At 62.1% G+C, this 8,189-nt stretch carries 9 protein-coding genes and 1 pseudogene; 7 read left to right on the plus strand and 3 right to left on the minus strand.

Going from position 1 to position 8,189, the window contains the following annotated elements; translation table 11 throughout:
• Positions 1–2 precede the first annotated feature (2 nt).
• From rpiA to H7225_RS11755, 3 genes are read right to left on the minus strand one after another with little or no spacing between them, the layout of a single operon-like run.
• Positions 3–674 (minus strand): ribose-5-phosphate isomerase RpiA, encoded by a 672-nt coding sequence (gene rpiA, locus H7225_RS11745; protein ID WP_290662003.1) that lies wholly within the window; start codon positions 672–674, stop codon positions 3–5.
• 7 nt (positions 675–681) lie between these two features.
• Positions 682–1,446, minus strand: a complete 765-nt coding sequence (locus tag H7225_RS11750; RefSeq protein ID WP_290662005.1) for a heparan-alpha-glucosaminide N-acetyltransferase — start codon at positions 1,444–1,446, stop codon at positions 682–684.
• A 6-nt stretch (positions 1,447–1,452) separates the two neighbouring features.
• Entirely contained in the window at positions 1,453–2,079 is a 627-nt protein-coding gene (locus H7225_RS11755; protein ID WP_290662007.1) for a heme-binding beta-barrel domain-containing protein, read from the minus strand.
• Between the two features lie 150 nt (positions 2,080–2,229).
• Here H7225_RS11755 and H7225_RS11760 point away from each other — a divergent pair, with 150 nt between their 5' ends.
• The 7 genes and pseudogenes from H7225_RS11760 to H7225_RS11790 all read left to right on the plus strand — a co-directional run.
• The gene (locus H7225_RS11760; protein ID WP_290662009.1) at positions 2,230–2,448 is read left to right on the plus strand and encodes a TOBE domain-containing protein; all 219 of its coding nucleotides are present in this window, start codon (positions 2,230–2,232) and stop codon (positions 2,446–2,448) included.
• Positions 2,449–2,472: 24 nt separating this feature from the next.
• The gene (locus H7225_RS11765) at positions 2,473–3,768 is read left to right on the plus strand and encodes an aminotransferase class I/II-fold pyridoxal phosphate-dependent enzyme (protein ID WP_290662011.1); all 1,296 of its coding nucleotides are present in this window, start codon (positions 2,473–2,475) and stop codon (positions 3,766–3,768) included.
• A 54-nt stretch (positions 3,769–3,822) separates the two neighbouring features.
• Positions 3,823–3,930 (plus strand): annotated as a pseudogene (locus H7225_RS11770) (peroxidase); the annotation flags it as partial.
• A 103-nt stretch (positions 3,931–4,033) separates the two neighbouring features.
• A complete protein-coding gene (locus tag H7225_RS11775; protein WP_290662013.1) occupies positions 4,034–5,416 on the plus strand; it encodes a sigma 54-interacting transcriptional regulator in 1,383 nt (460 codons plus the stop codon).
• Between the two features lie 211 nt (positions 5,417–5,627).
• Complete coding sequence (locus H7225_RS11780; protein ID WP_290662015.1) at positions 5,628–5,903, plus strand: hypothetical protein; 276 nt, start codon at positions 5,628–5,630, stop codon at positions 5,901–5,903.
• 30 nt (positions 5,904–5,933) lie between these two features.
• Positions 5,934–7,910 carry a phage tail sheath subtilisin-like domain-containing protein gene (locus H7225_RS11785; protein WP_290662017.1) on the plus strand — a complete coding sequence of 659 codons (1,977 nt, stop codon included), beginning with the start codon at positions 5,934–5,936 and terminating at the stop codon, positions 7,908–7,910.
• Positions 7,911–7,932: 22 nt separating this feature from the next.
• The coding region (locus H7225_RS11790) for a phage tail protein (RefSeq protein WP_290662019.1) at positions 7,933–8,189 on the plus strand (257 nt) is incomplete at its 3' end.

An 8,189-nucleotide genomic window follows, 5' to 3' on the forward strand; every position in this document is an offset into this window, starting at 1 on the left:
CGTCAAAAGGTCAAGGTTCTGACGCCGGTGGGTGTGCCCAGCAAGCACACCGAGGCGCGGTTGCGGGCAAAGATGCCCACCGTCACCACGCCGGGCCATTGGTTCACGTCTGATTCCATTTGAGCGGGGTTGGTGATGGACAGGCCGGTCACGTCCACGATCAGATTGCCATTGTCGGTGGTGACACCCTCACGCACCTTGGCCTGCGCACCCATGGCCGTGAAGCGGCGCATGACCTGGGCCGACGCCATGGGGATCACCTCCACCGGCAAGGGGAAGCGGCCCAACGTGTCCACCAGCTTGGTGTCATCGGCGATGCACACAAAGCGCTCGGCCAGGTCGGCCACGATTTTTTCGCGGGTCAAAGCAGCGCCACCGCCCTTGATCATGTCGCCTTGGTGGTTGATCTCGTCCGCGCCGTCGATGTAGACGGCCAAGCTGGTGACCGATTCGGCCGGCAACACCTTGACGCCCAGCGCCAGCAGCCGCTCGGTGCTGCGCACTGAACTGGACACGGCACCGATCACCCTCAGGGGATCGATTATGAGCGCGGAGCCCAGGGCGTCGATGAACTTGTCCACGGTCGAACCCGTGCCCACGCCCACCACGCTGCCAGAGCCCACGTAGTCCAGGGCAGCGTGGCCCACCAGGGTTTTCATTTCGTCTTGGGTCATGGTGTCGTCACTTCAAAAAAATCCAGGCGTTCAGGGCACCGATCAGCACGGGCTGGTGCAGCATGTAAAAGGTCAGGCTCCAACGGCCGAGGGTTGCCAACGCGGTCAAGGGCATCGTGGTCAAGCCTGAATTGTCACCCCTGCCGCGCTTGCCCACATCAGAAGCCATGCAATGCGGATGCCTGGCCAGCAGCCACAGGGTGGCCGCCATGCCCCACCACATGAGCCCCAGCCAGGGCAGCACCGGCACATAGTCTTCAGTGATGGGCTTGTAGGTGACCAAACCCAGCCAGTTGGTGGCGCGTGAGTCAAAAAATGGGTGCTGGATCAGCCTGGGCAACATCAGCGCCAGAGCGCCCAAAGGCCAAAGCCAATGCTTCAAAGGCGCACTCAGGCGCGCCACGATCAGCATCACGGCCATGCCGTGCAGCACGCCAAAGTAAATGAAGCTGTTCGGGAACATGAACCAGCTGCCCAGGGACACCAGCACCGCGCAGCCCGCCACTTGCGCCCAGCGGCGCCAAAAGCGTGGCCAAGACTGGCCTTGCGTGGTGGCCACCGCTTGCCCGGCGCCCGCACACAGCAGAAACAGCGACAGGATGCAGGTGCGCTGCGTGGTCCACAACGCGTCCTCGTAGAAGTTGGCGGCCAGCAGGCCTTGGTGGCTCAGGTCGAAGCAGAAGTGAAAGACCGCCATCCACACCAGCGCGAAGCCGCGCAGGGCATCCAGGCGGTCAAACCGATCAACGGGCCGGGATAACGACGACGCCACGCGGCCTCAGCGGATCTGGGCGAGCGGGTTGGGCGTTGGCTCGCCAATCCTGCTCAGGTGGTTGGTGTCCATGTGGTGGAAGGGTTCGGTCTGGCCCTTGATCATCATCACGGTGTCTTCGTCATAGGCCCAGGTGCCGTCCGCGTTGAACTGCACCTTGATGCGGAACTCCACCGTTTTGAAGGCGTGGTCGATGAAAGGACTGGAGCAAATGCCTGCGCCGTTGGTGGTCACCAATTCGAAACTGGTCGCATCAGGTTTGACCTGGCCAGACACCATGACGGTCTGTGCCCGGGGAATGGTCAGGGTGTGTGTCACGGTGTCGGTGGCCGGCTCCCAAAGCCAGTAGCCGACTTGCTCGTGGTAGGTCTTGGCCTGGTCAGGCTTGGTGATCAGCACCAGGTAACGCAGTCCGTACAAGAGCTGGGGGCCGTTGGTCACCGGGTCGATGGGCTGCAATTCCATGCGCTCTACATAGGCCTGCCTGCGGGGGCCATCCGCCTTGGGCTTGATGTCCAGGCCACGGGTGCCCTGCCAGATGCCGGCCATCCCACGCAACGGCCCCAAGTTGGCCAGGGTGTCGACATCGACATTGGAGGGTTCGGTGTAGATGTCGTCCGAAAAATTGCTCATGGTCAGGCTTGGGTGAAAGGATAAGGCTTGCCAGGATTATTAAGCAGCCATGTGATTTTTTTGCACATCGGCATGCCAACTCATCACTTCTCAAAGCCAGAAAGACCCCCTAAGGTGAAACCTTCGACATTGACAACTGACTCGACACCCATGACCATCAGCGCCACCAATGTACGCAACCAGTTTCGCGGCAAAGTCAAAGAAATCGTTGACGGCACCGTTGTTTCGGAAATCGACGTTGAAACCCCTTCGGGGTTGATCGTCACCTCGGTCATCACCACCCGCTCGGTCAAGGAGCTGGGGCTGGTCGTTGGCCAGGAAGTCATCGCTTTGGTCAAATCGACCGAAGTCTCGATCGCAGTACTCTGATCCATCAATCACCCAAGGAGCAACATGGCCACCAATCCCGACTGGAAGTTCGAAACGAGGTCCGTGCACGCGGGCTACTCTCCTGATCCGACCACCAAGGCGGTGGCCGTGCCGATCTACCAGACGGTGGCCTATGCGTTTGACAGCGCGCAGCATGGCGCTGATTTGTTTGACTTGAAGGTGCCGGGCAACATCTACACCCGGATCATGAACCCGACGCAGGATGTGCTGGAGCAGCGCATCGCGGCGCTGGAAGGCGGCATTGGCGCGCTGGCAGTGGCCTCGGGCCAGGCCGCGGTGACCTACGCCATCCAGACCATTGCCGAGGCCGGTGACAACATCGTCTCCAGCACGGCGTTGTATGGCGGCACCTACAACCTGCTGGCGCACACCCTGCCTCAGTTCGGCATCACCACGCGTTTTGCCGACCACCGCAACCCCGACAGTTTCGAGCCCCTGATCGATGATCGCACCAAGGCGATCTTTGTCGAATCGCTGGGCAACCCGTCGGGCAACATCACCGACATCGCCAAGGTGGCCGAGATCGCGCACCGCCATGGCATCCCGCTGATCGTGGACAACACGGTGCCCTCGCCTTACCTGTGCCGGCCGTTCGAGCACGGTGCTGATATCGTCGTGCACTCTTTGACCAAGTACTTGGGCGGCCATGGCAACAGCCTGGGTGGCGCGATTGTCGATTCGGGCAAGTTCCCGTGGGCGCAACACAAGGCGCGCTTCAAGCGCCTGAATGAGCCCGATGTGAGCTACCACGGCGTGGTCTACACCGAAGCGTTGGGCCCTGCGGCCTACATTGGCCGGGCGCGTGTCGTGCCCTTGCGCAACACCGGCGCGGCCATCGCTCCGTTCAACAGCTTCCTGATCCTGCAAGGCATCGAGACACTGGCTTTGCGCATGGACCGCATCAGCAGCAATGCGCTCAAGGCGGCGCAATACCTGAGCCGCCATCCGCGCGTCAAATGGGTCAACTATGCGGGCCTGGAAGACCATCCCGACCATGCCTTGGTCAAAAGGTATTTGTCAGGCCAAGCTTCGGGCTTGCTGACCTTTGGCGTCGAAGGAGGCCGTGAAGGCGGTGCACGTTTTCTGGATGGCTTGAAGCTGTTCACGCGCCTGGTCAACATCGGGGATGTGCGCTCATTGGCCACCCACCCTGCCTCGACCACGCACCGTCAGCTGTCGCCAGAGGAGCTGGGCAAAGCCGGCGTCACCGAAGATACCGTCCGCCTGTCAGTGGGCATCGAACACATCGATGACCTGTTGGCCGACCTGGATCAGGCCCTGGCCAGCACGGTGCTTTGATTTTGCTGCAGCACGGGCTTGATCACCACAAAGGCCTTGGCCTCAAACAGCACACTGACCGTGCCTTCGCTGCAAGATCCTGAGGTGATCAAGCAGAAGTTCCCCAAAGGTTACAAGGCCGTCACACCTTACCTGAGGCTGACGCCACAACCCAAGCGCTGATCCCTGACAAGGTAGGGATACTGCAATGCGTTGATGTCTCGCAGAATCCGGGCAAGAACAAACCCTTCACCCAGGGAGCCCGCATGCCAACCAAGACATCACGATGAACCAGCTCACCTGCTCAGTGACAGCGGGTGAGCCGCACGGTGCGCTGGGCCGCGAGTTGCATGACTGCATCGTGGCCGGGGCCACCGATCTGTTCACGGTCGAGCTGCATGCCTGTCTTTCTGAAAGCGCGCCGTGCGATCTGTCGCTGCCGCTGGTGGACGCGGACAACGTGGCAGAAGTGGCCGCCACCATCGCGGCCTGGCGCCTGAAGCATCCCCGCCGCCTTGTGATCCCGGTGGTGATGGGGCTGACGCAGCCACAATTGCTGGCCTTGCTGTCTGCGGGCGCGATCGACTTTGTGAGCATGCCGCTGGATGAGGTGGCCTTGCTGACCCGCTTGCGCCGTGCTGTGGGGGCCATGCCAGTCACATCACCTCTGCAAATGAGCCAGGTTCAGTCACCGGCTTTGCGGGAACTGGTCGGCTCCAGCCCCGCGTTTGTCAAGCAGTTGGCCATGCTGCCCACCATCGCGGGCTGCGACGCGGGGGTGCTGATCCTGGGCGAAACAGGCACTGGCAAAGAGGTCTGCGCGCGCGCCATTCACTACACCTCGGCCCGCGCCACGCGGCCCATGGTGGCGGTGAACTGCGGCGCCATCCCGTCCGACCTGCTGGAGAGCGAGCTGTTCGGCCACGTGCGCGGTGCCTTCACCAGTGCCCACGCCACGCGCAGCGGCCTGGTGCGCGAAGCCGAAGGCGGCACCCTGTTCCTGGACGAGATCGACTCGCTGCCCCTGCCCGCCCAGGCCAAGCTGCTGCGCTTTCTTCAGGACATGGAGTTCCGACCAGTCGGTGGTGATTCGGTGCTGAAAGCCAATGTCCGCGTGATCGCCGCCTGCAATCAGGATCTGGCCGGCCTGGTCGAACGCGGCCTTTTCCGCCGCGACCTGTTCTTCCGCCTGCACGTGCTGACGGTATTGCTGCCACCCTTGCGCGACCGCGCTGAGGACATCTGCACCCTGGCCTTGCGATTTCTTCAGCAGTTCTCGGCGCAGTCCGGGCGCCCACCCATCGGTCTGTCACCTCAGGCCGTCAAGCGGCTGCTGGCCCACGACTGGCCTGGCAATGTGCGCGAGCTCAAGCATGTGATCGAGCGTGCCGTGCTGCTGGCCCAGGGGTCGAGCATCCAGCCCGACGACCTTCAACTGCAGGCGATCGACGCCAATTCAGGCGGTGAGGAATCCTTCCACGACGCCAAGACGCGCATCGTCGATGCCTTCGAGCGCGGCTACCTGGAGCGCCTGCTGGCAGCCCATGGCGGCAACATCACGCAGGCGGCCGAGGTGGCCCAGAAAAACAGGCGCGCGCTGTTCGAGTTGATCCGCAAGCATGGCATTTGCGCCGAGCGCTTTCGGCCCAAAGATGCCGCTGCGCATTGAGCAGGACATTTCCGCGCATCTGGCAGGACAAATTCATCCAGGTGCTTTTCTCCTGGGGCGACATGAAGGTTGAAGCTTGAGATTGCTGTGCAAGGTGGACACATTTGTCCGCCGACATGACTGCCCGAGATGCCTTTTCCCTCTGTGATCAGCCTGCTGAATGCATGGCACCGAGATTGCGTAGAGACAGGTCAAGGGATTGCATGTCGCCATGAATGTTTCTGCTTCGGTCGCCAAGATCGTGGGTGTCCTGTCGTGCTATCTGCGGCAGAACCCACTTGCGTCCGACACCTTGGTAGGCATTGCGCAGTGGTGGTTGAAATCAGATGAGGTGTCCTTGGTGGACCTGGCCCATGCGCTCAAGCAAATGGAGCAGGCCGGTGTCATCGAGGCGAGCAACGCGGCAGACGGGCAGGTGCGCTACCGGCGCACGGGCCTGAACGCCAAGGTCGATGAGGCGCTTGACCGTTTCATCGCAGATTCTTGATCGATTGAATGACTGTTCCAGGAGGCACACATGGTGCAAGTGAGTTACCCAGGCGTCTACATCCAGGAAGTGTCGAGCGGCGTGCACACCATCACCAGCGTGGGCACCTCGATCACCGCTTTCATCGACTTCTTCCGCGAAGGGCCCATGAACGAGGCGATCGAGATCTTCGGCATGGCCGATTTTCAGCGCGTCTTCGGCGGACTGGATGACCGAAGCGAGGCAAGCTACGCCATTGCCCAGTACTTCCTAAATGGGGGTGGCTCGGCTTACGTGATCCGCGTGGCCACGCCCGATGGCACCCATCCGGTGTCACTGGCCGGCGCGGTCCTGAAGGCGGATGCCTCAGGTGGAGGCGCGGCCGTGCTGGACGTGCGTGCCTACAGCGAAGGCCTGTGGGGCAACAACGTTCGCGTGGACGTGGACTACAACGTGGACTTCAGCAAGCCCGACGCGGCCACGCTGTTCAACCTGACCGTGACACGCTATGACGGCCCCAGTGCCAAGGCCCGGCCTCTGGGCAGTGAGCGCTTTCTGAACCTCACGATGGACGACACCAAACCACGTTATGCCGTCAAGGTGATCAACGATGGCTCGAAGTTGATCAAGGTGGTGAAAGGCGCAGGTGCCACCGCCACCAATCGGCCGGCCTCTACCGGCACCATCAGTGGCGATCTGGCCGCCCTGGCGCTGGCCGACTTCAATGGTTTCAGCGGCAAGAAGATCAGCGTCAAGATCGGGGCGCTGGCCGCCGTGGATGCCACGCTGGACGTCTGGCTCGCCGGCACCGTCACCACGCTCGCCCAGCTCCGGCCCCGCCTGGAGAAAGCCATTCGGGCGGCCAACGTCAACGCCACGTCTTACAGCGGCGCCACGGTTGAAGTGGTGGGCACGAGGCTGCGTGTGCTGTCGGGCAAGGGCAGCAGCACCTTCGACCCAGTCGAGACCGTGGTCATCGTCAATGCGGCGGCCGACACCACGGCCACCACGCTGGCACTGGTGGCGGCCAACAACACCAATGTGCAGCAGTACCCTTTGGGCCTGGTGGCTGGGGCGGACATCGCGGCACTCAAGAAGTCCACGGTGGGTGGCGACGGCATCGCCCCCGACGCCACGGCCATCATCGGCAACCCGGTGTTGTTCACCGGCTTGCAGGCCCTTGAAAAAGTCGACCTGTTCAACATCCTGTGCATTCCGCGCGCGGTGGCCGATGGCTTCCCCGACACGCAAACGCGCGCCGTCTACAGCGCCGCGCTGGCCTTTTGCGAACGCAAGCGTGCCTTCGCCCTGATCGACTTCCCCTCTGACAAGAACGAGGTGCAAGAGATCAAGGACTGGCTGGAAGACCACAACGAGTTCCGCAACAAGAACGCGGCGCTGTACTTTCCGCGCACCCAGATCCCGGACCCGGTCAATGAATTCCGCCTGCGCTCCGTGGCCGCCAGCGGAACCATGGCGGGCATCTACGCCCGCACCGACAGCCAACGCGGTGTGTGGAAGGCACCTGCCGGGGTCGAAGCCGTGCTGGACGGCGTGGCGCAACTCGACACCAAACTGACCGATGCCGAAAACGGCGTGCTCAATCCCCTGGCCATCAACTGCCTGCGCACCTTCCCCGTTTACGGCGGGATTGCATGGGGCGCACGCACGCTGGTGGGCGCTGACCAGATGGGCTCGGAATGGAAGTACGTGCCCATCCGCCGATTGGCCTTGATGCTCGAAGAGTCGTTGTTCCGTGGGACCAAGTGGGTGGTGTTCGAACCCAATGACGAACCGCTGTGGGCCAACATCCGCCTCAACGTGGGCGCCTACATGAACTCACTGTTCCGCCAAGGCGCTTTCCAGGGGGGCACCCCCAAAGAGGCCTACTTCGTCAAGTGCGACGGCGAGACCACCAACCAGGACGACCGCAACAAGGGCATCGTCAACATCCAGGTTGGCTTCGCCCCGCTCAAGCCTGCCGAGTTTGTCGTCATCAGCACCCAGCAGATCGCTGGTGATCTGTAAATAAATACCGGAGAACCTCGTCATGGCCAATACCGGTTTCGTCGTCAACGCGACCCGCATCGATCCTTACAAGAACTTCAAGTTCCGCGTGCTGTGGGACGGCAAGCCCGTGCTCGGCGTGTCCAAGGTCAGCTCGCTCAAGCGCACCACCGAGGTGGTCAAGCACCGAAGCGGTGGGCAGAACAGCTATGACCACAAGTCACCAGGCCGCTCGACCTACGAGGGTGTGACCTTGGAGCGTGGCATCACCCACGATCTGGAGTTCGAGAAGTGGGCCAA

The sequence above is a fragment of the Aquabacterium sp. genome (assembly GCF_014378415.1).
Classification (GTDB): domain Bacteria; phylum Pseudomonadota; class Gammaproteobacteria; order Burkholderiales; family Burkholderiaceae_C; genus Aquabacterium.